The sequence below is a fragment of the Paraburkholderia sp. IW21 genome (genome assembly GCF_041321145.1).
Taxonomy (GTDB): domain Bacteria; phylum Pseudomonadota; class Gammaproteobacteria; order Burkholderiales; family Burkholderiaceae; genus Paraburkholderia.
Window position 1 is genome coordinate 572,004 of the sequence record NZ_JBGGWA010000004.1, and the last position, 22,561, is coordinate 594,564.

Here is a 22,561-nt window from a genome sequence, read left to right on the forward strand (position 1 = left end):
GACCCGCCCAGTCGGCGGCTATGACAAGGCGGTCAGCATCGATATAACGGCCCAGCAGGCTTTGCCTCGCTGGGCCGTTTTCTTTTCGATGCGCCCGCAGTCGCCGTCAGCGAACATGCACGCCCTGCCCGTCCTGCCCGCGCCGGGCGGAACGGCCCCGCAGCGGCTACAATGACAGGTTTCCCGAAAAAGCCGGCGCAAGCCCACGTCCGCCATGAACCAGCCTGCTCAAACCGCCACGCCAGTCCGTCCCGACGACGCCTACACACGTGGCGCGGCATTGCCCGCGCTGCTCAAGTCGCGCATCCTGATCCTGGACGGCGCAATGGGCACGATGATCCAGCGCTATAAACTCGACGAAGCCCGTTATCGCGGCGAGCGCTTCAAGGACTACGGGCGCGACATCAAGGGCAACAACGAGTTGCTGTCGATTACGCAGCCGCAGATCATCGGCGAGATTCATGAGCAATACCTCGCGGCGGGCGCGGACATCATCGAAACCAACACGTTCGGCGCGACCACGGTTGCACAGGCCGACTACGGGATGGAAGACCTCGCCGTCAAGATGAATCTCGAATCGGCGAAGCTGGCGCGCGCTGCATGCGACAAGTATTCGACGCCCGACAAGCCGCGTTTTGTCGCCGGCGCGATTGGGCCGACGCCGAAGACGGCGAGCATTTCCCCTGACGTGAACGATCCGGGCGCGCGCAACGTGACCTTCGACGAACTGCGCGCAGCGTATTACGCGCAGGCTAAGGCGTTGCTCGACGGTGGCGCCGATCTGTTCCTCGTCGAAACGATCTTCGACACGCTCAATGCGAAGGCTGCACTGTTCGCACTCGATGAACTGTTCGAAGACACCGGCGAGCGCCTGCCGATCATGATCTCGGGCACCGTCACCGATGCATCGGGCCGGATTCTGTCGGGACAGACCGTCGAGGCATTCTGGAACTCGCTGCGTCATGCCAAACCGCTCACGTTCGGTTTGAACTGCGCACTCGGTGCCGCGCTGATGCGCCCATACATCGCCGAACTGGCGAAGCTGTGCGACACCTACGTGTCGTGCTATCCGAACGCCGGTTTGCCGAACCCGATGAGCGATACAGGCTTCGACGAGTTGCCGGCGGATACGTCCGGATTGCTGAAGGAGTTCGCCCAGGCTGGACTCGTGAATATCGCAGGCGGATGTTGCGGCACGACGCCGGAGCATATTGCGGCGATTGCCAAGGCACTCGCCGAAGTGAAGCCGCGCCAATGGCCGACTCAATACCGCGACGCAGCCTGAGTCCGGCGGCTCGACCCTGACCCGCCGCGCTCTTCCGCTATCGAACCCGGCGTTCGCAACCGCACGCAACTGAACCGCACCTACGCCATGACCGATCACACCATGCGTCTTTCCGGCCTCGAGCCGTTCAACGTCACGTCCGGGACGCTCTTCATCAACGTCGGTGAACGCACCAACGTGACCGGCTCGAAGGCGTTCTCGCGAATGATCCTGAACAACCAGTTCGACGAGGCACTCGCGGTCGCGCGTCAGCAGGTCGAAAACGGTGCCCAGGTCATCGACGTCAACATGGACGAGGCAATGCTCGATTCAAAAGCGGCGATGGTCCGCTTCATGAATCTGATCGCGTCGGAGCCGGATATCGCGCGCGTGCCGATCATGATCGACTCGTCGAAGTGGGAAGTGATCGAGGCCGGCTTGAAGTGCGTGCAAGGCAAGGCGATCGTCAACTCGATCTCGCTGAAGGAAGGCGAAGAAGCGTTCCGCCATCACGCGAACCTGATCCGCCGTTATGGCGCGGCGGCTGTCGTGATGGCCTTCGACGAACAAGGCCAGGCCGATACCTTCGAGCGCAAGACGCAGATCTGCAAGCGCTCGTACGACTTCCTCGTGAACGAAGTCGGCTTCCCGCCCGAAGACATCATCTTCGATCCGAACATCTTCGCGATTGCGACCGGCATCGAAGAGCACAACAACTACGCCGTCGACTTCATCAACGCGACGCGCTGGATCAAGGAGAACCTGCCCTACGCGAAGATTAGCGGCGGCGTGTCGAACGTGTCGTTCTCGTTCCGCGGCAATGACCCGGTGCGTGAAGCGATTCACACCGTGTTCCTCTATCACGCGATCCAGGCGGGGATGGACATGGGCATCGTCAACGCGGGCCAGCTCGGCGTATATGCCGATCTCGATCCGGAGTTGCGCGAGCGCGTCGAAGACGTCGTGCTGAACCGCCGTGATGACGGCACCGATCGTCTGCTCGAAATCGCCGACAAGTTCAAGACCGGCGCGGCCAGGAAGGAAGAAAACCTCGAATGGCGCAACCAGCCGGTCGAGAAGCGTCTCGCGCATGCCCTCGTGCTCGGCATCACGAACTTCATCGTTGAAGACACCGAGGAAGTGCGCGCGAAGATCGCCGCAGCGGGCGGCCGCCCGATCAACGTAATCGAAGGCCCGCTGATGGACGGCATGAACATCGTCGGCGACCTGTTCGGTCAGGGCAAGATGTTCCTGCCGCAAGTCGTGAAGTCGGCGCGCGTCATGAAGCAGGCGGTCGCGCATCTGATCCCGTTCATCGAAGAAGAAAAGAAGCTGCTCGCCGAAGCCGGCGCCGATGTGCGCGCGAAGGGCAAGATCGTCATCGCCACGGTGAAGGGCGACGTGCACGACATCGGCAAGAACATTGTTTCCGTGGTGCTTCAGTGCAATAACTTCGAAGTGGTCAACATGGGCGTGATGGTCTCGTGCAACGACATTCTCGCGAAGGCGAAGGTCGAAGGCGCGGACATCATCGGCTTGTCGGGGCTGATTACGCCGAGTCTCGAAGAGATGGCCTACGTCGCGTCGGAAATGCAGCGCGACGACTACTTCCGCGTGAAGAAGATTCCGCTGCTGATCGGCGGCGCGACCACCTCGCGCGTGCATACCGCGGTGAAGATCGCGCCACACTACGAAGGTCCGGTCGTGTATGTACCGGACGCGTCGCGCTCGGTGTCGGTGGCGTCGAGCCTGCTGTCCGACGAAGGCGCGGCCAAATACGTGGACGACCTGAAAGCCGACTACGACCGCATCCGCATTCAGCACGCCAACAAGAAAGCCCTGCCGATGGTCACGCTCGCCGAAGCCCGTGCGAACAAGACCAAGGTCGATTGGGCCGGATACCAGCCGGTCAAGCCGAAGTTCATCGGCCGCCGCGTGTTCAAGAACTTCGATCTGAACGAGCTGGCGAGCTACATCGATTGGGGTCCGTTCTTCCAGACGTGGGACCTCGCGGGCCCGTACCCGGCGATCCTGAACGACGAGATCGTCGGCGAATCGGCGCGGCGCGTGTTTTCCGACTGCAAGTCGATGCTCGCGCGCCTGATCCAGGGCCGCTGGCTGCAGGCGAACGGCGTGATCGCGCTGTTGCCGGCCAACACGGTGAACGATGACGATATCGAAATCTACACGGACGAATCGCGTTCGGAAGTCGCGCTGACGTGGCGCAACTTGCGTCAGCAAAGCGTGCGGCCAGTGGTGGACGGCGTGATGCGGCCGAACCGGTCGCTCGCCGACTTCATCGCGCCGAAGGATTCGGGCGTGGCCGACTACATCGGCATGTTCGCGGTCACGGCCGGCCTGGGCGTGGACGTGAAGGAAAAGCAGTTCGAAAAAGATAACGACGACTACAGCGCGATCATGCTGAAGGCGCTCGCCGACCGCTTCGCCGAAGCCTTCGCCGAAGCGCTGCATGCACGTGTGCGGCGCGACCTGTGGGGCTTCGCGAACGCGGAAACCCTCTCGAACGACGACCTGATCGCCGAAAAATACCGCGGCATCCGCCCGGCGCCGGGCTATCCGGCCTGCCCGGACCACCTGGTGAAGCGCGACATGTTCGACGTGCTCCAAGCGAACGAAATCGGCATGAGCGTGACCGAATCGCTGGCCATGCTGCCGGCTGCCAGCGTCTCCGGCTTCTATCTGGCACACCCGGACAGCACCTATTTCTCGGTTGGCAAGATCGGCCAGGACCAGTTGGAAGACTACGCAAAACGCATGTCGTTGTCGAAAACAGACGCCGAGCGAGCCTTGGCGCCCTTGCTGTAAGCCTTGCAGGGCGGGAAGCACACTATATCGGGCACGATAGGCTGAATATTTGCGGCAGCGGAATTTTCGGCTTTGTAGACTGACTTGGTTTCAACCCGCCAGACGCGGCCAAAACGCGTCGGCTTGTCTAATTGCAATCGTCAACGGAGAGAATCGTATGAAGAAGCTGACGCTGTTATTAACTGCTGTTTCGCTTGCCGCCAGCGCCTCGGTGGCGTTGGCCCAGCCCGCCGCTCCGGCAGGCTCAAGCGCGGTCAGTTCATATTCGCCGCCCACGCAAAAGCATGTCAAGAAGCCCAGGAAGCAGAAAATGAAGAAGGATGCGTCGGCGCCGATGACCGCCCCGGCGGATGCCGCCAGCCAGTAAGCAGGGTCGGCAGACGGGCCGTTAGGGTCCGTGACAGACAAAGAGCCCGCTGATGCGGGCTCTTTTCATTGGCGCGTTACGATCTGCGCGGCCATGCACAACGGGCGCCACGGCCGGCGGATGGGTCCGGAATCAAAGCCCCCAGACAATATCCGCGTTTTCCTTCTGCGCCGCGCGCAGCATGTCGAGGAACGGAAACGCGCGCTGCGCGAGTCCCGGCGGAATCTCATGATGGTCGTGGCCTTCTTCGCCTTCGTGGAAATGGCCGTCGTGCTCGGCACGCTCCTGCTTGTCGGTACTGATGGCCGATTCGAGTTTCGTGATCGCAGGGCCCAGTTCGTCGTGGGTGATAACACCACGCTCACCAAGGCGCTTGCCGACAATGCCGACGAGATACTGGGCGAGATTCTCCAGCATCATCACGTCCGGGCAGGCGCGACATTTGAAAGTAATCAGCATGACTGTTCCCTTTTTCGTTATGTTGGATTGACGCGCGAACAACTCGAAAGCGGCCGTCGGCGCGCGTTACGTTGACACGCCGATCAGGCATGGCGGCCACGGCCCTTGGTGGGCATCTCATTGAACATATTAGCACCTGCTAAAATCCGTCTGGACGGAAAAGCGCGCCGCAATGCGCCGCGCGCGGCGTAAGCTGAGGCGGCATAGCTGGGCCCGTTGGCCGCGGTCTGCGTACCGCCGTCGCCTGTGGCCATGTGCCGCTGCTGAACGCGCCTCTGCATGTCGCCGCGCACTGCGCCAAGCGCATCGCAGACAACGTGCCTGATGGCGCCCGATGTGCCGACGCGTTCCGGCGGGTGCATCGCCGCTTTCCAAGCTTCTGACGAATCGGCTGCGCCTACCGCGCGGCCGGCGCCTCTTCCGTATCACCGGATTGCCTCACTGGACTCGCAACAAGCATGCTGCCTGCACATAAACATACCCTCGAAACACTGCTCGCCGACACGGTGAAGCAAGTGGCCCAAGCGTCCCAAGGCGCGAGCGAAGCCGCTTTCGTGTCGCCCACAATCACGCTGGAGCGGCCCAAGGTCGCCGCGCACGGCGACGTCGCCTGCAATGTGGCGATGCAACTCGCCAAGCCGCTGCGCGCCAACCCGCGCCAGCTGGCACAACAGATCGTCGACGCGCTGCTCGCGCAGCCGCAAGCCAAGGGTCTCGTGGAAGCCGCCGAGGTTGCCGGCCCCGGCTTCATCAACCTGCGCCTCGCGGCGGCCGCCAAGCAGGCGGTGATCGCCGCCGTGTTCGCTGAACAGGACGCCTTCGGCCGCTCGCAGCGCGACGCCGGCAAGCACGTGCTGATTGAATTCGTCTCGGCCAACCCGACCGGTCCGCTGCACGTCGGCCACGGCCGCCAGGCCGCGCTCGGCGATGCGCTCTCGAACGTGCTGGCCTCGCAAGGCTACGACGTTCATCGCGAGTTCTATTACAACGACGCCGGCGTGCAGATCCACACGCTCGCCGTGTCGACCCAGGCGCGCGCCCGCGGCCTCGCCCCCGGCGACGCCGGCTGGCCGGCGTCGGCGTACAACGGCGAGTACATCGCCGACATCGCCAAAGACTATTTGAACGGCGTCACCGTCGCCGCGAGCGACGGCGAGCCCGTCACGGGCGCGGGCGACATCGAAAACCTCGAGGCGATCCGCCGTTTTGCGGTCGCGTATCTGCGCCGCGAGCAGGACATGGACTTGCAGGCCTTCGGCGTCAAGTTCGACCAGTACTACCTGGAATCGTCGCTGTACAAGGAAGGCCGCGTCGAGAAAACCGTCGAGGCCCTGATCGCCGCCGGCAAGACCTACGAACAGGAAGGCGCACTGTGGCTGCGCACCACCGACGACGGCGACGACAAAGACCGCGTGATGCGCAAAACCGACGGCACCTACACGTACTTCGTGCCGGACGTCGCCTATCACGTCGCCAAGTGGGAACGCGGCTTCACCAAGGTCATCAATATTCAGGGCTCGGACCACCACGGCACGATCGCGCGCGTGCGCGCCGGCCTGCAGGGTCTTGGCATCGGCATCCCGAAGGGCTATCCGGATTACATCCTGCACAAGATGGTCACGGTGATGCGCAACGGCGAGGAAGTGAAGATCTCCAAGCGCGCCGGCAGCTATGTGACGGTGCGCGACCTGATCGAATGGTCGGGTGGCGCCACGCCGGGCTCGGAAGCCGCCGTCGATCTGATCGACGAAGAGACGATTCGCCGCGGCCGCGACGCCGTGCGCTTCTTCCTGATTTCGCGCAAGGCGGATACGGAATTCGTGTTCGACATCGATCTGGCGTTGAAACAAAACGACGAAAATCCGGTGCATTACGTGCAATATGCGCATGCGCGGATCTGCTCGGTCATCGCCGAATGCAAGGTGCGCTACAACACGGACGAAAGCACGCTGGCCGCGGTGGACGTCTCGCCGCTCACCAGCGAACGCGCCATGGCCTTGCTGAACAAGCTCGCCGAGTTCCCCGACATGCTGCACCACGCCGCCGACGAACTCGCGCCGCACGCGGTCGCGTTCTATCTGCGCGACCTCGCCGGGGAATTCCACTCGTTCTACAATGACAGAGCCGAACGCGTGCTGGTCGACGACGCAGCCGAGCGCAATGCGCGCGTGGCGTTGCTGGCGGCCACGCGCCAAGTGTTGGCCAACGGTCTCGCGACGATCGGCGTCTCTGCTCCCGTCAAGATGTAAGTCCTCCGGCGCAACATGCACGCGGCCGTCGTTATAATCGGCGGCCGTTCCAGGATTCTTTTTGCAGGTGATTCATACGATGGCAAAACCACGCCGCACAACAAAGCAATCGAAACAAACCGGGGGCACTTTTCTCGGCATCGTGCTGGGCCTGATCGTCGGTCTCGCGATCGCGGTAGTGGTGGCGCTGTATATCACCCGTGCGCCCACGCCGTTCGTTTCGAAGGTCGCGCCGCCCGCGGCGTCCGAGTCGGGCGCGAGCCAGCCGCAGTACGATCCGAACCGTCCGCTGCAAGGTAAGACGCCGGGCCAGCCTGTGCCGCAAGCCGCACAGCCTGCGCCGCCGAACACGGCACCGGGCCAAACCAACTCGCAGACGCAGTCGGGCATGCTGGAAGAGCCGCAAATCGTCGAAGTGCCACCGTCGAACGGCAATGCGAACGGCACGGCGGTCGCGCCGAAGCCTGCGCAGGACAACGGCACCGCCAACGCGCCCGTCAGGAAGCCGCAAGCCTCCAGCGCACCGGCCGCCACCGCGGCGGGCTCGGCGCCGAAGAACACGTCGTCCACGACGGCCGCCAACGCCAAACCGGGTTCGAACGCAGCGCCTACAGCCGGTGATGCGAACACCGGCTACTTCCTGCAAGTGGGCGCCTACAAGACCTCGGCCGATGCCGAGCAGCAGCGCGCACGTCTCGCTTTCCAGGGCTTCGAATCGAAGGTCACGCAGCGCGACGCGGGCGGCGTGACGTACTACCGCGTGCGCATCGGGCCGTTCTCGAAGTTCGAAGACATGAATTCGAGCCGTCAGCGTCTGTCCGACGCGGGCGTGGATACCGCAGTGATCCGCTTCACGAAGCAATAAGCAAACAATAAACAAACGGTGATTTGCAAAGACGCGCCGCCGCCGAACTATCGGCGTGCGGCGCGTGTCACAAGCACGACGGACGACTAAAACGTCTAACGCCGAATTGATAACGGTGACGGGCATTTGCGTGGCGCCACCGCTTTACCGCCTACTTGGGTCAACAAAACATGAAAAAACTGCTGAGCATTCTGTTCCTCTCGCTGGGTCTGGTTGCCGCCACGGCGCATGCCTCGCCGGCCGCGCCGGTTTCCGGCAAGGACTACACGGTGCTGTCCACGCCGCAACCTACGGACGTGCCGGCCGGCAAAATCGAAGTCACCGAATTCTTCTGGTACGGTTGCCCGCACTGCAATGAATTCAATCCGTACCTCGACGCATGGGTGAAGAAGCAAGGTCCGGACGTCGTGTTCAAGCGCGTGCCGGTCGCCTTCCGTGACGACTTCATTCCGCATTCGAAGATGTATCACGCGCTCGACGCACTCGGCCTCCAGCAGCAGCTCACGCCGAAAGTCTTCAACGAAATCCACGTCAACAAGAACTACCTGCTGACGCCGGAAGATCAGACCAAATTCCTCGCGAAAAACGGCGTCGATCCGAAGAAATACATGGACGCGTACAACTCGTTCTCGACACAAAGCGCGCTGCAAAAAGACAAGAAGCTGATCGAAGACTACAAGATCGACGGCGTGCCGACGCTGGCCGTACAAGGCAAGTATGAAACCGGCCCGGCTCAGACCAACAGCCTGCCTGGCACAATCCAGGTACTCGACTACCTGGTGCAGCAGATCCGCGCCAAGAAGATGTAAAGCCGAGGCGCCGGAATGAGTACACCCCTGAAGGTTTTCATTACCGGCGCCTCGAGCGGCATCGGCCTCGCGCTCGCCGCCGAATATGCGCGGCGCGGCGCGGTTCTCGGCCTGGTTGCCCGCCGCGGCGACGCGCTCGCCGCCTTCCAGCAGTCCCATCCGCAAAACTCCATCTCCGTCTATTCCGTCGACGTGCGCGACGCCGAGGCACTCGCCGAAGCAGCTGCGCGGTTCATCGCGCAGCACGGTTTGCCGGACGTCGTCATCGCCAATGCCGGCATCAGCCGCGGCGCCGTCACGGGGCACGGCGATCTGCGCACGTTCCGCGAAGTGATGGATATCAACTACTTCGGCATGGTCGCCACCTTCGAGCCGTTCGCCGCCGCAATGGTCGCCGCGAAGCAAGGCACACTGGTCGGTATCGCCAGCGTCGCCAGCGTGCGCGGCTTACCGGGGTCCGGCGCGTACAGCGCGTCGAAGTCGGCGGCGCTCAAATATCTGGAAGCGTTACGCGTCGAGATGCGGCCCTTCGGCGTCGGGGTGGTCACGATCGCGCCGGGCTATATTCGCACGCCCATGACCGAGCACAACCCGTACACGATGCCGTTCCTGATGGATGCCGACCGCTTCGCGGTGAAGGTCGCAGGGGCAATCGAGCGTCAGACTGCCTTCGCGGTGTTCCCGTGGCAGATGCGCATTGTGGCAATGCTGCTGCACGTGCTGCCGCGCTGGCTCTACGACCGCCTCTTTGAACGCGCGCCGCGCAAGCCGCGCGCTGCTACCGAGTAAATCATGCAGCCGCGTGCGGTCGATGCAGCCGGCGTCGCGCACGAAACGGCGCGCGTCGACACGCCGGGCGTCGACACGCGCATCGTCTCGCTGGTGCCGAGCATCACTGAATTACTGTTCGCGTTGGGACTCGATAGGCAGATCGTCGGGCGCACCGGTTTTTGTGTGCATCCGCATGAGAAGGTGCGGCAGGTTCGCAAAGTCGGCGGCACCAAGGCCGTGAATGTCGAGGCGATTCGCGCTTTACGGCCCACCCATCTGATCGTCAATATCGACGAGAACGAGCGCGACACCGTTGAACAGTTGCGTGCGTTCGTGCCACATGTCGTTGTCACCCATCCGCAGACGCCGCGTGACAATCTTTCGCTATACACACTGCTGGGCGCGATCTTCGACCGCTCGCAAGAAGCGCGGCGCTTGAGCGAGGCGCTTGAAGCGCGTCTGCGCGAAGCCGCCGCCCATGCGTTTCCTGCTCAAAACGTGCTGTATCTGATCTGGCGCGAGCCATGGATGACAGTGGCGCGCGACACCTATATCGCCGCCATGCTGCGGCTCGTGAACTGGCAGACACTGCCTGACGTAAAAGGCGGAGCGGCAGGCGCCGCGCGCTATCCCACACTTGATTTCGACCATGCCCCGTGGCTGGCCGGGGTCGATCGCATATTGCTTTCCAGCGAGCCGTATCGCTTCACGCAAGCTCATTGCGACGCGCTGAAACGCCATCCGCGCCTGGACGGCAAGCGCATCGAGTTAATCGATGGAGAGTTGGTGTCGTGGTACGGCGTGCGCGCGATCGAAGGCATCGGTTATCTGCTACGCCAGGCGGCGGCGTCATGAGCGCCCCCTCTCGCAGCCCATATGGATATGCAGATTAAATTGTTGCCGCCGCAACCACCCTTCGATAAGCTTTCGCGAAGGCCGGGACGCGCAGGTGCCGCGGCATCGAAACCATGCGCCTGCGCCGGAAACGTATCACAATAAAGACGACGGCCACGCCGGCCGTAGACCGCCGGCTCCCGTCCCCGTCAACGGAACATAACCACACAACCAGACGCACTGCCTGACTGCGCTTGTTATGGGAGATCCTATGCACTTCAAACTGCTCGCAGCCGCCGTACTGTTCACGGTGCCCGCGCTCGTGCTCGCCAAACCGCTGACCGTCTGTACCGAGTCGAGCCCCGACGGCTTCGATGTCGTACAGTTCAATTCGCTCGTCACGACCAATGCGTCGGCCGACGTGATCTTCAATTCGCTGGTCTCGTACGACGAGGCCGCGAAGAAGGTGGTGCCCTCGCTGGCTGACAAATGGGACGTAAGCGCCGACGGCCTGACCTATACATTCCATCTGCGTCCGAACGTACAGTTCCAGACCACCGACTACTTCAAACCCACCCGTGCACTGAACGCCGACGACGTCGTCTTCACGTTCGACCGCATGCTCAACGACAGCAACCCGTGGCACAAGGTGACGGGCGCGAGCGGCTTCCCGCATGCGCAATCGATGGGCTTGCCGAAGCTCATCAAATCGATCACCAAGGTCGACGACAACACCGTCAAGTTCGAACTGAACGCGCCGGATGCGACCTTCGTCTCGATCCTGACGATGGGTTTCGCGTCGATCTATTCGGCTGAATACGCCGACCAGCTACTCAAGGCCGGTAAACAGGTCGATCTGAACGCGAAGCCAATCGGCACGGGTCCGTTCGAATTGAAGAGCTACACGAAAGACGCGGTGATCCGCTACGACGTGAACCCGACCTACTGGGGCCCGAAACCCAAGATCGACCGCCTGATCTACGCGATCACGCCGGACGCCACGGTGCGCGCGCAAAAGGTGAAGTCGGGCGAATGTCAGATCGCGCTGTCGCCGAAGCCGCAGGATCTCGCCGAAGCGAAGAGCGACAAGTCGCTCGCCATCGTGCAGACGCCGGCGTTCATGACCGCGTTCGTCGCGCTGAACACGCAGAAGAAGCCGCTCGACAACCAGAAGGTGCGCGCCGCCCTGAACATGGCGTTCGACCGCACTACGTATCTGAAGGCGATCTTCGACAACACCGCGACGCCAGCCGTGAACCCGTATCCGCCGAACACGTGGAGCTACGACAAAGCCGTGAAGGCGTGGCCGTACGATCCGGTCAAGGCAAAGAAACTGCTCGCGGACGCGGGCTATCCGAACGGCTTCGAAACGACGATCTGGGTGCGTCCGAACGGCAGCGTGCTGAATCCGAATCCGAAAGCCGGCGCTGAACTGCTGCAAGCCGACTTCGCGAAGATCGGTGTGAAGGCGGACGTCAAGGTGATCGAATGGGGCGAGTTGATCAAGCAGGCAAAGCTTGGCCAGCATGACACGCTATTCATGGGCTGGGCCGGCGACAACGGCGATCCGGACAACTATCTGTCGCCGCTCTTCAGTTGCAACGCGGTGAAGTCGGGGATCAACTTCGCGCGCTTCTGCGATCAGGATCTGGACAAGCTGATCGCCGACGGCAAGGCGACACCGGAGCAGGCCAAACGCGCGAAAGCGTACGAACAGGCGCAGCAGATCATTCACGATCAGGCCCTGTGGATTCCGCTGGGTTATCCGACTGCTGCCGCGATCACACGCACGAACGTGAGCGGGTACCACGTGAGTCCGTTTGGACGGCAGAACTTTGGGACGGTGGCGGTGCAGTAGGATTGCTTGGCCAAATGAGAGGAATGAAAGCCCGGATGCGTTGCACCGGGCTTTTTTCATGCTCCGGGTTCTGCTCCGGACTTGGTTTCGCGACTTGTGAGCGAGTCTCGCTTCAACATTTCGACTCTTGCCCTTCTGAGCGCCTATCCGCAGGACTAAGCGGCCGAAAACCGGATCACGCCATCCGCATCCTGCGTGCGCCTCAACTCGCCCGCGAGCCACAGCAGATGCAAGTGAGCCAGCGCTTCGCCCAGCGCGAACGTCATCTGATGGATGTCGAGCTGGCGCTTGAACATCAGCGGCACGATATCCGCGGCGCTCTGCGGCTTCTCGGCGCAGGCCTCGCGCACTTCAGCCAGACGCGCGTCGTGATGCTCACGCAGTTGCCTGATGCGCGTGCGCACGCCGCGAAACGGCTTGCCATGCGACGGCAGTACGAGCGTGTCTTCCGGCATCGTTTCATAACGACCGAGCGATTCCAGATACAGCGCGAGCGGCGTGCCCTCCGGCTCCATATCGAACACCGACACGTTGGTCGAAATGCGCGGCAGCACCATGTCGCCGGAAATCAGCGTGCCGGTCTCTTCGCAATGCAACGCGCAGTGTTCCGGCGAATGGCCGAAGCCCGTCACCACCCGCCACGTCTTGCCGCCGATCTTCACGCCATCGGCTTCGCGCAGGCGACGATACTGACCGGGAATCGCCGGCACGAGACTCGAGTAATAGCTCCTGCGATTGCGCAGCTTCTCAAGCGACTCCTGATCGTTCAAACCATGACGCGCGAAATGCCGCGCCGCCGCCTCGCCGCCTGCGTTCGAGCCGTCGCCGGCTGCCATCACGCGCGCCTGCATGTACTCGCCGAGCGTCATCCACAGCCGCGCGTCCCAGCGCTTCTTGTCGCCGCCGGTGCACACCCAGTGCGCGAGGCCGATGTGATCCGGATGGCAATGCGTGACGATCACGCGCAGCACCGGCAGGCCGTCGAGCAGCGTGTCGAACACCTTCTCCCAGTTCGCCTTGATCGTGTCCGACGTAATACCGCAGTCCACGACTGTCCAGCCCTGCTGACCGTCGATTTCATCGCGTAGCAGCCACAGGTTGATGTGGTCGAGGGCGAATGGCAGCGGCATGCGCAGCCAGAACACGCCGGGCGCGACTTCCATCGCGCTCCCCGCGTCCGGCAGCGTGTCGTTGAACGGATAGTCGAGTTGATGTTCGAGTGCATTCATTGTGGGTGTCTTCCTCCGTCGGCCGTCCGGCATGGCCAGGTATGCGATGCCGGGCGGCGTGGTTGCGGCACAGGTGTGGCATACCGGTACCGTATTGCGCCGTGGTTGCGTTTCGATCAGGTTGACGATAACGTAAACGTCGATTCTATCGTTCAATCCGATTTTCCGCCCGGCTACGGGATGCCCCGATGAACACGCAATACACGATCACCGAGCTCGCGCGGGAATTCGACGTCACGCCGCGTGCCATCCGCTTCTACGAAGACCAGGGTTTACTCGCCCCGAGCCGCGAGGGATCGGGCGGTTTGCGGCGAGTTTATTCGGGCCGCGACCGCACCCGCCTGAAGCTGACGCTGCGCGGCAAACGGCTCGGTTTTACGCTGTCGGAAATCCGCGACCTGCTCGATGTGTACGAGTCGCCGACCGACACCGTGCCGCAACTGCACGCATTCCTTGCCACGGTGGCGCGCCATCGCGACGTGCTCGAACGTCAATTGGAAGACCTGAACGCGACGCTCGAAGACCTCGCACAATACGAAGCCCAAGCGCGGGGACTGCTGGAAAACGGCGCACGCGAAACCAAGTCTGCCTAGGCCGAGACCCGGCAACTATTTTTTGCTGAAAGTTGCGCCGGATAAGGCGTGCAAAACTGAGGCATTGAGCGGAGATAGTCTGAAAGTCGGCGAACGCCTTGCAACGTCAAAGAGACGCCAAGGCACGAGTCGAGCGGCGCGATGCGTCGCGGGCCCACCCGGACGATACAATCACGGGTGTCTTCACGACATGGGACGAATGCACGGTCGACATGAATCACTTCCCCAAACTGCTGTCGTCGCAGATCGGCTTTGACGTCGCACAGACGATGCTCGAAGGATTCGATCGGCATTACCGGATCTTCCGCGACGCCGCGATCCATGCCAAAACGCTTTTTGAAGCCGGCGACTGGCACGCTCTGCAAGGACTCGCCCGCGAGCGCATCACTTCGTATGACGATCGCGTCGAGGAATGCGTCGAACTGCTCGAAGACGAATACGACGCCGAGAACATCGACAGCGAAGTGTGGCAGCAGATCAAGCTGCACTACATCGGCCTCCTGACCACGCACCGCCAGCCCGAGTGCGCGGAGACGTTTTTCAACTCGGTGTGCTGCAAGATCCTGCACCGTTCGTATTTCAACAACGACTTCATTTTCGTACGCCCGGCGATCTCGACCGAATACATCGAGAACGACGAACCGGCCGCGAAGCCGACCTATCGCGCGTATTACCCAGGCAAGGATGGTCTCGCCGCGACGCTTGAGCGCATCGTGACGAATTTCCAGCTGGAGCCGCCGTTTGAAGACCTGAAGCGCGACGTCGCGTGCGTGATGCAGACGATCCTCGATGCGTTCGGCGAATTCGACGAAGCGCCCAATTTCCAGATTCATGTGCTCTCGTCGCTGTTCTACCGGAACAAGGCAGCGTATATCGTCGGACGGATCATCAACGGCGATTTGCTGTTGCCGTTCGCGGTGCCGCTGCGTCACGTGAAGCCTGGCGTGCTCGCCCTCGATACCGTGCTGCTCAAACGCGAGCAGTTGCTGATCATCTTCAGCTTCTCGCACTCTTACTTCCTCGTGGATATGGAAGTGCCGTCCGCATGCGTCGAGTTTCTCGGCACGATCATGCCGGGCAAACCGAAGGCGGAAATCTATACGTCGGTCGGTTTGCAGAAGCAGGGCAAGAATCTGTTCTATCGCGATCTCCTGCACCACCTGTCGCATTCGAGCGATCAGTTCATCGTCGCGCCCGGCATCAAGGGGCTCGTGATGCTGGTGTTCACACTGCCTTCGTTTCCCTACGTATTCAAGCTGATCAAAGACCACTTCCCGCCGCCGAAGGACACCACCCGCGCGCAGATCAAGGAAAAGTATCAGCTCGTCAAACGGCACGACCGTTTGGGCCGCATGGCCGACACGCTCGAGTATTCGAGCGTCGCATTGCCCGTCTCGCGGCTCGACGAAGCGCTCGTGCGCGAACTCGAAAAGGAAGTGCCGTCGCTGATCGAACACGACGGCGACAACCTGGTGATTCGCCATATGTATATCGAACGCCGGATGGTGCCGCTCAATCTGTTCCTGCAAGCCGGCAGCGACGAAGATGTCGATCACGGCATCAAGGAATACGGCAACGCGATAAAAGAATTGATGCAGGCGAACATCTTCCCTGGCGACATGCTGTACAAGAACTTCGGCGTGACGCGTCATGGCCGCGTCGTGTTCTACGACTACGATGAAATCGAATATCTGACCGATTGCAACGTGCGCGCGGTGCCGGCGCCACGTAACGAGGAAGACGAAATGTCCGGCGAGCCGTGGTACTCGGTCGGCCCGCACGACATCTTCCCGGAGACTTATGGCACGTTTTTGCTCGGCGATCCACGCGTGCGCCGTTCCTTCATGCAGCATCACGCGGATTTTTTCGATCCTGCGCTGTGGCAACGGCACAAGGATCATCTATTGAAAGGTGAACTGCCCGACTTTTTCCCGTACGACAGCAGCATGCGCTTTTGCATCCGCTATCCGGAACGATTCGCCGATACGGCTTCCGGCATATCGGATACCCAGGCAGACGAGCGCACCGTGCGCGTGGCATGAACATCATCCGCCGCGCGCATCCTTGAGTGCATCGTCCGAACCTTATGTAACGACATCGACCGGTCAATCGGTCGAGCAACCTCCCAGACTCACCATGAACCCGAACGCATCTCCCGCTCCCCATCCGCTCGCTCATCTGTTCGACAACAACGAAGCGTGGGTGGCCCGCAAGCTGTCCGAAGACCCAGAGTACTTCTCACGTCTCGCGCACCAGCAGACGCCCGAATATCTGTGGATCGGTTGTTCCGATTCGCGCGTGCCGGCCAACCAGATCATCGGCCTCCCACCTGGCGAAGTGTTTGTGCACAGAAATATCGCCAACGTGGTGGTGCATTCGGATCTGAACTGCTTGTCGGTGATCCAGTTCGCTGTCGATCTGCTGAAGGTCAAGCACATCATGGTGGTCGGCCACTATGGCTGCTCGGGCGTCGGCGCGGCGCTGCATGGCCGTCGCGTGGGGCTCGCGGACAACTGGCTGCATCACGTGCAGGACGTGCGTACCAAACATGCCGCGCTGCTCGAAGACTGGCCGCTCGGCGAAGCGCGCCACCGGCGGCTGGTCGAACTGAATGCGATCGAGCAGGTCATGAACGTATGCCGGACCACCATCGTCAATGATGCGTGGGCGCGCGGCCAGGAACTGACCGTGCATGGCTGGGCGTATGGCGTGCACGACGGCAAGGTGCGCAGCCTCGGCATGACGGTTAGCGAGCCGACGGGGCTCGATGCCATCTATCAGAAGTGCGTCGCGGCCGTGTCGGCAAGCCGCGCGCATCAGGCGGACAACGACGTGGTCGCCGCCGATGCGGCCCAGCTCGGCGATGTGCCGGCCATCGTCGAAGGTGTGATCAAGGAGCTTAAACATGAATGAGGCTCGCATGAATGAGACAAAGTCTGATCCGATTGTGATCGTGGGCGTTGCCCGTACGCCGATGGCGGCATTTCAGGGCGATTTCGCTTCGCTGACCGCGCCGCAGTTGGGCTCGGTTGCGATCGAAGCCGCCGTGCAACGCGCCGGCCTGAAACCCGGGCAGATCGACGAAGTGGTGATGGGCTGCGTGCTGCCCGCCGGCCTCGGCCAGGCGCCCGCGCGCCAGGCCGCGCTCGGCGCCGGCTTGCCGCTCGCCACCGGCAGCACGACCGTCAACAAGATGTGCGGCTCCGGCATGCGCGCGGCGATGTTCGCGCACGACATGCTGGCCGCGGGCTCGGTCGACGTGATCGTCGCGGGCGGCATGGAGAGCATGACGAATGCGCCATACCTGTTGCCGAAAGCGCGTAACGGTATGCGCATGGGCCACGGCCAGGTGATCGATCACATGTTCTACGACGGCCTCGAAGACGCCTACGAAAAAGGCCGTTTGATGGGCACGTTCGCCGAGGAATGCGCGGCGTCGTTCGACTTCACGCGCGAAGCGCAGGATGCATTCGCCATCGAGTCCCTGAATCGTGCGAAGCGCGCGAACGAAGACGGCTCGTTCGCATGGGAAATCGCGCCCGTGAAAGTGGAAGGCCGCAAGGGCGACGTGACCATCGATCACGACGAGCAACCGTTCAAAGCGAACCTCGACAAGATTCCGACGCTCAAGCCCGCGTTCAGCAAGACCGGCACGGTGACGGCGGCGAACTCGTCGTCGATTTCAGACGGCGCCGCGGCGCTCGTGATGATGCGTGAATCGACCGCGAAGCGTCTCGGCGTCGAGCCGATCGCGCGCGTGGTCGGTCATTCGACCTTCGCGCAGGAGCCGGCGAAGTTCACCACCGCGCCGGTCGGTGCGATTCGCAAGCTGTTCGAGAAGAACGGCTGGCGCGCCGACGAAGTCGATCTGTACGAGGTCAACGAAGCATTCGCGGTGGTCACCATGGCCGCGATGAAGGAACATCATCTGCCGCACGACAAGGTCAACGTGAACGGCGGCGCGTGTGCGCTCGGCCATCCGATCGGCGCATCGGGCGCGCGGATTCTCGTCACGCTGATCGGCGCGCTGAAAAAGCGCGGCCTGAAGCGCGGCGTCGCGACGCTGTGCATCGGCGGCGGCGAAGCGACCGCGATGGGGATTGAACTGGTTTAACGCGTTGTTTCAAGGCGTTTGCAGGCTCGAGGTGATTCGATGAAGACAGTGTTGATCGTCGGTGCCTCGCGCGGCATCGGTCAGGAGTTTGTGCGGCAGTACAAGAAGAGCGGCTGGCGAGTGCTCGCCACCGCGCGCGACGGCGCCGCGCTCGATGCGTTGAACGAACTCGGCGCGGAAACCTTTTCACTCGACGTGACCTCGCCCGAAGAAATCGGCGCGCTCGGCTGGAAGCTCGACGGCGAACGGCTCGATGCGGCGGTGCTGGTATCGGGCGTGTACGGACCGCGCACCGAAGGCATCGAGACGATCACCGCCGAAGACTTCGACCACGTGATGAGCACCAACGTGCGCGGTCCGATGCAATTGATGCCGATCCTGTTGCCGCTGGTCGAAGAAGCCGGTGGCGTGTTCGCGGTGCTCTCGAGCAAGATGGGCAGCATCAGCGACGCAAGCGGCACGAGCGGTTGGCTGTATCGCGCGAGCAAGGCGGCGCTGAACGATGCGTTGAAGATCGCGTCGCTGGAAGCAAATCGCGCAACGTGCATCTCGCTGCATCCCGGCTGGGTGCGCACCGACATGGGCGGCGCCCAGGCGGCGATCGACCCTGCGCGCAGTGTGACCGGCATGCGTGAAGTACTCGCGCAGGCCGCAGCCGCGCACGACTCGTTCAACGGCCGCTTCTATCAGTACGACGGAACGCCACTCGACTGGTGAAATGACGAATGAGGAGACTGAGCCATGGTGCTTGATCAGGATCACGTGATGGTCCGCGATGCGGTGCGCACGTTCGTCCGCGAAGCGGTTACGCCGCACGCGGCGCAATGGGATCGCGAGCGCACTTTCCCGAAAGACGTGCATTGCCAGCTCGCCGAACTCGGCGCGTACGGCGTGCTGGTGCCCGAAGCGTACGGCGGCGCCGGCATGGACGCACTGGCGCTCGCGCTGATCCTCGAAGAAATCGCCGCAGGCGACGGGGGCACCTCGACCGCGATATCCGTCAACAATTGCCCGGTGTGCAGCATCCTGCTGACGTACGGCAACGACGCGCAGAAGCGCGACTGGCTCACGCCGCTCGCGCGCGGCGAGATGCTGGGCGCGTTTTGTCTGACCGAACCGCAAGCGGGCTCCGACGCCTCCGCGCTACGCACCACCGCGACACGCGATGGCGACGCGTACGTGCTGAACGGGGTCAAGCAGTTCATCACGAGCGGCAAGAACGGCAACGTCGCGATCGTGATGGCAGTGACCGATAAGGCGGCGGGCAAGCGCGGCATCAGCGCGTTTATCGTGCCGACCGATACGAAGGGCTATGTCGTCGCGCGGGTCGAGGAAAAGCTCGGCCAGCATTCGTCGGACACCGCGCAAATCATCTTCGAGGATTGCCGGGTGCCGGCCGCGAATCTGATCGGCGCGGAAGGCGAAGGCTATCGGATTGCGCTATCGGGGCTCGAAGGCGGCCGCATCGGTATCGCGGCGCAAAGCGTCGGCATGGCGCGTGCCGCATTCGAGGCGGCGCTGAGTTATGCGAAGGAACGCGAGAGCTTCGGCCAGCCACTGTTTTCGCACCAGGCCGTGCAATTCCGCCTCGCCGACATGGCGACCCAACTCGAAGCCGCGCGCCAATTGATCTGGCACGCAGCTTCGTTGAAAGATGCCGGCCAGCCTTGCCTGACCGAAGCCGCAATGGCCAAGCTGTTTGCCTCGGAAGCCGCCGAGCGCATCTGCTCGGCGGCCTTGCAGATTCATGGCGGTTATGGCTATCTGAGCGACTTCCCAGTCGAACGGATTTATCGCGATGTGCGCGTGTGCCAGATCTACGAAGGCACCAGCGACATCCAGAAGATCCTGATCGCTCGCGGCATTGCCTGAACGTCTGATGAATGCGCCCTTGTTGACTACGCAACGACCTTCCGACTGCCCATGCGGCGGCGCTGCGCCGAATCAGCGCAGCGGCGCCAAACCGCCCCCCTTCGCGCAATGCTGTGGCCGTTATATCGACGGCGGCGAAGCCGCGCCGCGCGCGCTTGAACTGATGCGCTCGCGTTACAGCGCGTATGTTCTGGGCGCAACGGATTATTTGCGCGCCACATGGGTGCCGCGCACCTGCCCCGCCGATCTCGACGCGGACCCCGCCGCGCCCGGTGCAGCGCGTTGGCTCGGACTGCAGATCAAGACCTTTGCAGAAACCGACGCCGAGCATGCGACGGTTGAATTCGTCGCACGATACAAGGTGGGCGGCCGCGCCCACCGTCTGCACGAACTGAGTCGCTTCGTACGCGGCGAAGACGGACGCTGGCGCTATGTCGATGGCGATGTGAGCGAATAAGCCGCACCTTCACCGCCTGACACGACGCAGCCACACCTATCGCGTCGTCTTCACATATGGCCCTCAAAAGAGGGCCTTTTTTCGTGTTGGCTCGACGCCACAGCGCGTGTGCCGCGACGAATTGCTTCGCGTGGCCGAGCACCGCGAGGCAGTCGCTTTGAAGCCTCCAGCCGGGCCCACGAGCCTGGATCCGCACACGGCAATTTTTTCGTCGCGGGTTCTCCTTGATTGCACAAAACAAAATTGTCGTGCCAGGATGAGGCCGTAGCTTCATGACGCCACATTGCGAGAACCGGTCGATATCGGATCCGCAAGATGCGCAGGCATCCTGCCGATAACCAGAAAGTGTGGGTTCGGCGGCGGTTCCCGGCAGCATGTGTGGCGCTCATCATCGGCGCGTGGGGTCGCGTCGGCCGTTTGGGTTCATCCCGTGCGATCTCGATTGGCGTGCATGCGCTTGGCGCATTACGTACGCGAGTGTGTTTTTGTTTGTCGAAAACCCCGATGAAAGGCGAACGTCATAAATGACTTTCGACAAACAGGCATCACGGTGTTCAGGGCAGATTTTTGAGGCAGGTGCGTCAATGGTGTTCAGCAAGGTTCTGGCGAAGTGTGCCCTGATGTGTGCAACAGCGATGTGCGCTGTCGTGCTCGCGCATGCCTCCCCGCTCGCCGACACCCAGGCGGGGCCGCTCACCCTCGCACACGTGCCGCGCATTGCACTCGACGACGACGCCTATCTGCCTACTGCCGGCCTTAACGAAAAGATCATCCGCGTGCCGGTCGACGCTGCCGGCACGATCACGCTCGAAACCACGATCTACAAACCGGACGGCGCAGGCCCGTTTCCGATGATCGTTTTCAACCACGGCAAGATTGCGGGCGACCCGCGCAGGCAGGAGCGCAGCGACCCGTTGCCGTTCGCACGCGAATTCGTGCGCCGCGGTTATGTGGTGGTGGCGCCGAACCGCCAGGGTTTCGGTCATTCGGGCGGCACTTATCAGCAGGATGGTTGCGACGTCGAACGCAACGGCATCGGCCAGGCCGGCGACGTGGCTGCGACGATCGACTACATGTCGAAGCAGCCGTACGTGGATGCGGCGCACATCGTGGTGGCCGGCACCTCGCACGGCGGTCTCGCGACAATGGCCTACGGCACCGAGGCTGCGCCGGGCGTGCGGGCCCTGATCAATTTCTCGGGCGGTTTGCGGCAGGACACATGCACCGACTGGCAGGGCAACTTGACGCGCGCATTCGGCGCGTATGGCGAGAAGACCAAGGTGCCGTCGCTGTGGTTGTACGGCGATAACGATTCGGTGTGGACGGCGCCGCTGGTGGCCGGCATGTATGCCGCGTATGCCGCGCACGGTGCGAGCGCCAGGATGGTGGATTTCGGCGACTACAAGAATGACGCGCATCGGCTCGTGGGCGATCGTGATGGCGTGCATGTGTGGTGGCCGGCGGTCGAAGCGTTTCTCGCTCAGGCGGGGATGCCTACCGGCGTTCAATATCGGGTCGATGATCCTTCAGCGCCGAAGGCGAGCGGCTTTGCTGCTGTCGATGCAGTCGACTCTGTCCCGTTTGTCGATGAAGCCGGACGTAACGGGTATCGCAACTTCTTGCATCAGTATCCTAGCCGCGCTTTTGCTGTCTCGGATACGGGGGCCTGGTCGTGGGCGGAAGGTGGCGATAATCCGATGTCGGTGGCCATTGCTAATTGCCAGAAGCAGAGTTCGGCGCCTTGCCGGTTGTATGCGGTGGATAACGCCGTTGTCTGGAGCGCGCAGTCTTCGCAGACGGCTAGTGGTGATTCTTCTGCTGGCGGTGCCGCGGGGCGGCCGGCTATTGCTAGTCGGGAATAAGGGGCTGGTTTTTTTGCCTGCTCGGCGCTTGTTGTCTGGTTGCCTGTGGCTTTGGCCTTTCCTTGAATTGTTAGTGGTCTATTGGCGTTGCCCCTGTGCGGGGCGGCACTTACTTCTCTTTGCCGGCTGCAA

At 62.3% G+C, this 22,561-nt stretch carries 19 protein-coding genes; 17 read left to right on the forward strand and 2 right to left on the reverse strand.

What is annotated here, in order from left to right; all coding sequences use genetic code 11:
- The first annotated feature begins 214 nt into the window (after nt 1-214).
- The 3 genes from ACAX43_RS13140 (at nt 215) to ACAX43_RS13150 (ending at nt 4,457) form a co-directional block, all read left to right on the forward strand.
- Nucleotides 215-1,285, forward strand: a complete 1,071-nt coding sequence (locus ACAX43_RS13140; protein ID WP_370708822.1) for a homocysteine S-methyltransferase family protein — start codon at nt 215-217, stop codon at nt 1,283-1,285.
- A 69-nt stretch (nt 1,286-1,354) separates the two neighbouring features.
- Entirely contained in the window at nt 1,355-4,090 is a 2,736-nt protein-coding gene (gene metH / locus ACAX43_RS13145; RefSeq protein WP_370708858.1) for a methionine synthase, read from the forward strand.
- Between the two features lie 157 nt (nt 4,091-4,247).
- Complete coding sequence (locus ACAX43_RS13150; RefSeq protein ID WP_370708823.1) at nt 4,248-4,457, forward strand: acid-shock protein; 210 nt, start codon at nt 4,248-4,250, stop codon at nt 4,455-4,457.
- Between the two features lie 132 nt (nt 4,458-4,589).
- On the opposite strand, the gene ACAX43_RS13155 is transcribed toward ACAX43_RS13150, so the two are convergent.
- Nucleotides 4,590-4,916 (reverse strand): DUF1840 domain-containing protein, encoded by a 327-nt coding sequence (locus ACAX43_RS13155; protein ID WP_370708824.1) that lies wholly within the window; start codon nt 4,914-4,916, stop codon nt 4,590-4,592.
- Between the two features lie 458 nt (nt 4,917-5,374).
- Here ACAX43_RS13155 and argS point away from each other — a divergent pair, with 458 nt between their 5' ends.
- The 6 genes from argS (at nt 5,375) to ACAX43_RS13185 (ending at nt 12,302) form a co-directional block, all read left to right on the forward strand.
- Nucleotides 5,375-7,165, forward strand: coding sequence for an arginine--tRNA ligase (gene argS / locus ACAX43_RS13160; protein WP_370708825.1), 1,791 nt, complete (start codon nt 5,375-5,377; stop codon nt 7,163-7,165).
- Between the two features lie 61 nt (nt 7,166-7,226).
- Entirely contained in the window at nt 7,227-8,030 is an 804-nt protein-coding gene (locus tag ACAX43_RS13165; RefSeq protein WP_370708826.1) for an SPOR domain-containing protein, read from the forward strand.
- A gap of 170 nt (nt 8,031-8,200) precedes the next feature.
- Nucleotides 8,201-8,839, forward strand: a complete 639-nt coding sequence (locus ACAX43_RS13170; RefSeq protein ID WP_370708827.1) for a thiol:disulfide interchange protein DsbA/DsbL — start codon at nt 8,201-8,203, stop codon at nt 8,837-8,839.
- Nucleotides 8,840-8,854: 15 nt separating this feature from the next.
- Nucleotides 8,855-9,628 (forward strand): SDR family oxidoreductase, encoded by a 774-nt coding sequence (locus ACAX43_RS13175; protein WP_370708828.1) that lies wholly within the window; start codon nt 8,855-8,857, stop codon nt 9,626-9,628.
- A gap of 3 nt (nt 9,629-9,631) precedes the next feature.
- Nucleotides 9,632-10,465, forward strand: coding sequence for a cobalamin-binding protein (locus ACAX43_RS13180; RefSeq protein ID WP_370708829.1), 834 nt, complete (start codon nt 9,632-9,634; stop codon nt 10,463-10,465).
- 250 nt (nt 10,466-10,715) lie between these two features.
- On the forward strand, nt 10,716-12,302 hold the full coding sequence (locus ACAX43_RS13185; RefSeq protein WP_370708830.1) for an ABC transporter substrate-binding protein: 1,587 nt from the start codon (nt 10,716-10,718) through the stop codon (nt 12,300-12,302).
- A 155-nt stretch (nt 12,303-12,457) separates the two neighbouring features.
- Here the strand turns inward: ACAX43_RS13185 and ACAX43_RS13190 are convergent, their stop codons facing one another.
- A complete protein-coding gene (locus ACAX43_RS13190) occupies nt 12,458-13,531 on the reverse strand; it encodes an MBL fold metallo-hydrolase (RefSeq protein WP_370708859.1) in 1,074 nt (357 codons plus the stop codon).
- A 188-nt stretch (nt 13,532-13,719) separates the two neighbouring features.
- Between ACAX43_RS13190 and ACAX43_RS13195 the strand changes: the two genes are divergently transcribed.
- The 8 genes from ACAX43_RS13195 to ACAX43_RS13230 all read left to right on the forward strand — a co-directional run bounded on the left by ACAX43_RS13195 (nt 13,720) and on the right by ACAX43_RS13230 (nt 22,429).
- Nucleotides 13,720-14,124, forward strand: coding sequence for a MerR family DNA-binding transcriptional regulator (locus ACAX43_RS13195; protein ID WP_370708831.1), 405 nt, complete (start codon nt 13,720-13,722; stop codon nt 14,122-14,124).
- Nucleotides 14,125-14,336: 212 nt separating this feature from the next.
- Nucleotides 14,337-16,166 (forward strand): bifunctional isocitrate dehydrogenase kinase/phosphatase, encoded by a 1,830-nt coding sequence (gene aceK, locus ACAX43_RS13200; protein WP_370708860.1) that lies wholly within the window; start codon nt 14,337-14,339, stop codon nt 16,164-16,166.
- A gap of 94 nt (nt 16,167-16,260) precedes the next feature.
- The gene (gene can / locus ACAX43_RS13205) at nt 16,261-17,037 is read left to right on the forward strand and encodes a carbonate dehydratase (RefSeq protein ID WP_370708832.1); all 777 of its coding nucleotides are present in this window, start codon (nt 16,261-16,263) and stop codon (nt 17,035-17,037) included.
- Nucleotides 17,038-17,044: 7 nt separating this feature from the next.
- The gene (locus ACAX43_RS13210) at nt 17,045-18,238 is read left to right on the forward strand and encodes an acetyl-CoA C-acetyltransferase (protein ID WP_370708833.1); all 1,194 of its coding nucleotides are present in this window, start codon (nt 17,045-17,047) and stop codon (nt 18,236-18,238) included.
- 39 nt (nt 18,239-18,277) lie between these two features.
- Nucleotides 18,278-18,955: an SDR family oxidoreductase gene (locus tag ACAX43_RS13215; RefSeq protein ID WP_370708834.1), complete on the forward strand. Its 678-nt coding sequence runs from the start codon at nt 18,278-18,280 to the stop codon at nt 18,953-18,955.
- A 24-nt stretch (nt 18,956-18,979) separates the two neighbouring features.
- On the forward strand, nt 18,980-20,110 hold the full coding sequence (locus ACAX43_RS13220; protein ID WP_370708835.1) for an acyl-CoA dehydrogenase family protein: 1,131 nt from the start codon (nt 18,980-18,982) through the stop codon (nt 20,108-20,110).
- Between the two features lie 7 nt (nt 20,111-20,117).
- A complete protein-coding gene (locus tag ACAX43_RS13225; protein WP_370708836.1) occupies nt 20,118-20,567 on the forward strand; it encodes a YchJ family protein in 450 nt (149 codons plus the stop codon).
- A 584-nt stretch (nt 20,568-21,151) separates the two neighbouring features.
- A complete protein-coding gene (locus ACAX43_RS13230) occupies nt 21,152-22,429 on the forward strand; it encodes a dienelactone hydrolase family protein (protein WP_370708861.1) in 1,278 nt (425 codons plus the stop codon).
- Nucleotides 22,430-22,561 lie beyond the last annotated feature (132 nt).

Coding starts and splice junctions, on each gene's coding strand:
- ACAX43_RS13140 (WP_370708822.1), top strand. CDS start 215: ATGAACCAGCCTGCTCAAACCGCCACGCCAGTCCGTCCCGACGACGCC.
- ACAX43_RS13150 (WP_370708823.1), top strand. CDS start 4,248: ATGAAGAAGCTGACGCTGTTATTAACTGCTGTTTCGCTTGCCGCCAGC.
- ACAX43_RS13155 (WP_370708824.1), bottom strand. CDS start 4,916: ATGCTGATTACTTTCAAATGTCGCGCCTGCCCGGACGTGATGATGCTG.
- argS (WP_370708825.1), top strand. CDS start 5,375: ATGCTGCCTGCACATAAACATACCCTCGAAACACTGCTCGCCGACACG.
- ACAX43_RS13170 (WP_370708827.1), top strand. CDS start 8,201: ATGAAAAAACTGCTGAGCATTCTGTTCCTCTCGCTGGGTCTGGTTGCC.
- ACAX43_RS13175 (WP_370708828.1), top strand. CDS start 8,855: ATGAGTACACCCCTGAAGGTTTTCATTACCGGCGCCTCGAGCGGCATC.
- ACAX43_RS13180 (WP_370708829.1), top strand. CDS start 9,632: ATGCAGCCGCGTGCGGTCGATGCAGCCGGCGTCGCGCACGAAACGGCG.
- ACAX43_RS13185 (WP_370708830.1), top strand. CDS start 10,716: ATGCACTTCAAACTGCTCGCAGCCGCCGTACTGTTCACGGTGCCCGCG.
- ACAX43_RS13190 (WP_370708859.1), bottom strand. CDS start 13,531: ATGAATGCACTCGAACATCAACTCGACTATCCGTTCAACGACACGCTG.
- ACAX43_RS13195 (WP_370708831.1), top strand. CDS start 13,720: ATGAACACGCAATACACGATCACCGAGCTCGCGCGGGAATTCGACGTC.
- aceK (WP_370708860.1), top strand. CDS start 14,337: ATGAATCACTTCCCCAAACTGCTGTCGTCGCAGATCGGCTTTGACGTC.
- can (WP_370708832.1), top strand. CDS start 16,261: ATGAACCCGAACGCATCTCCCGCTCCCCATCCGCTCGCTCATCTGTTC.
- ACAX43_RS13210 (WP_370708833.1), top strand. CDS start 17,045: ATGAATGAGACAAAGTCTGATCCGATTGTGATCGTGGGCGTTGCCCGT.
- ACAX43_RS13215 (WP_370708834.1), top strand. CDS start 18,278: ATGAAGACAGTGTTGATCGTCGGTGCCTCGCGCGGCATCGGTCAGGAG.
- ACAX43_RS13220 (WP_370708835.1), top strand. CDS start 18,980: ATGGTGCTTGATCAGGATCACGTGATGGTCCGCGATGCGGTGCGCACG.
- ACAX43_RS13225 (WP_370708836.1), top strand. CDS start 20,118: ATGAATGCGCCCTTGTTGACTACGCAACGACCTTCCGACTGCCCATGC.
- ACAX43_RS13230 (WP_370708861.1), top strand. CDS start 21,152: ATGGTGTTCAGCAAGGTTCTGGCGAAGTGTGCCCTGATGTGTGCAACA.